Source organism: Mesorhizobium sp. M2E.F.Ca.ET.209.01.1.1, assembly GCF_004010375.2.
GTDB lineage: Bacteria > Pseudomonadota > Alphaproteobacteria > Rhizobiales > Rhizobiaceae > Mesorhizobium.
The window spans coordinates 1-326 of the sequence record NZ_SADP02000739.1; the positions used below are offsets into that span (position 1 = coordinate 1).

General features: G+C 69.9%; 1 protein-coding gene. It reads left to right on the plus strand.

Annotated elements, in window-relative coordinates; genetic code table 11:
• Nucleotides 1-326, plus strand: a 326-nt coding sequence (locus EN852_RS37685; protein ID WP_135879827.1) for an FtsX-like permease family protein, incomplete at both ends; no start/stop codon positions are given.

Consider the following 326-nt stretch of genomic DNA (forward strand, 5'->3'; position numbering starts at 1 on the left):
GCGCGGCGCTGGCTATCGCGCTTACCTATGCCGTGACCTCGTCCGGCGAGCAGCGCCGGCGGATGGAGCAGGCGCTGCTTCGCGTTCGCGGCGCCACAACCCGCACGATCCTGTCGCTTTCAGCCGCCGAGGCGGCGGTCTCCGGCGTCGCCGGAGTTGCGCTCGGCATGGGCGGAGCCTTGCTTTTCAGTCCTGTTTCCACACTTGGCCGGTACGCAGCCCTTCGTGATCCATCCCTCCTTCTCGTCGCGCTGCTCGGCCTGCTGCTCGGGTTCGCCGCTCTCCTGCTGCCGGCCTGGCGCGATGCGCGCTGGACCACCGTCGAC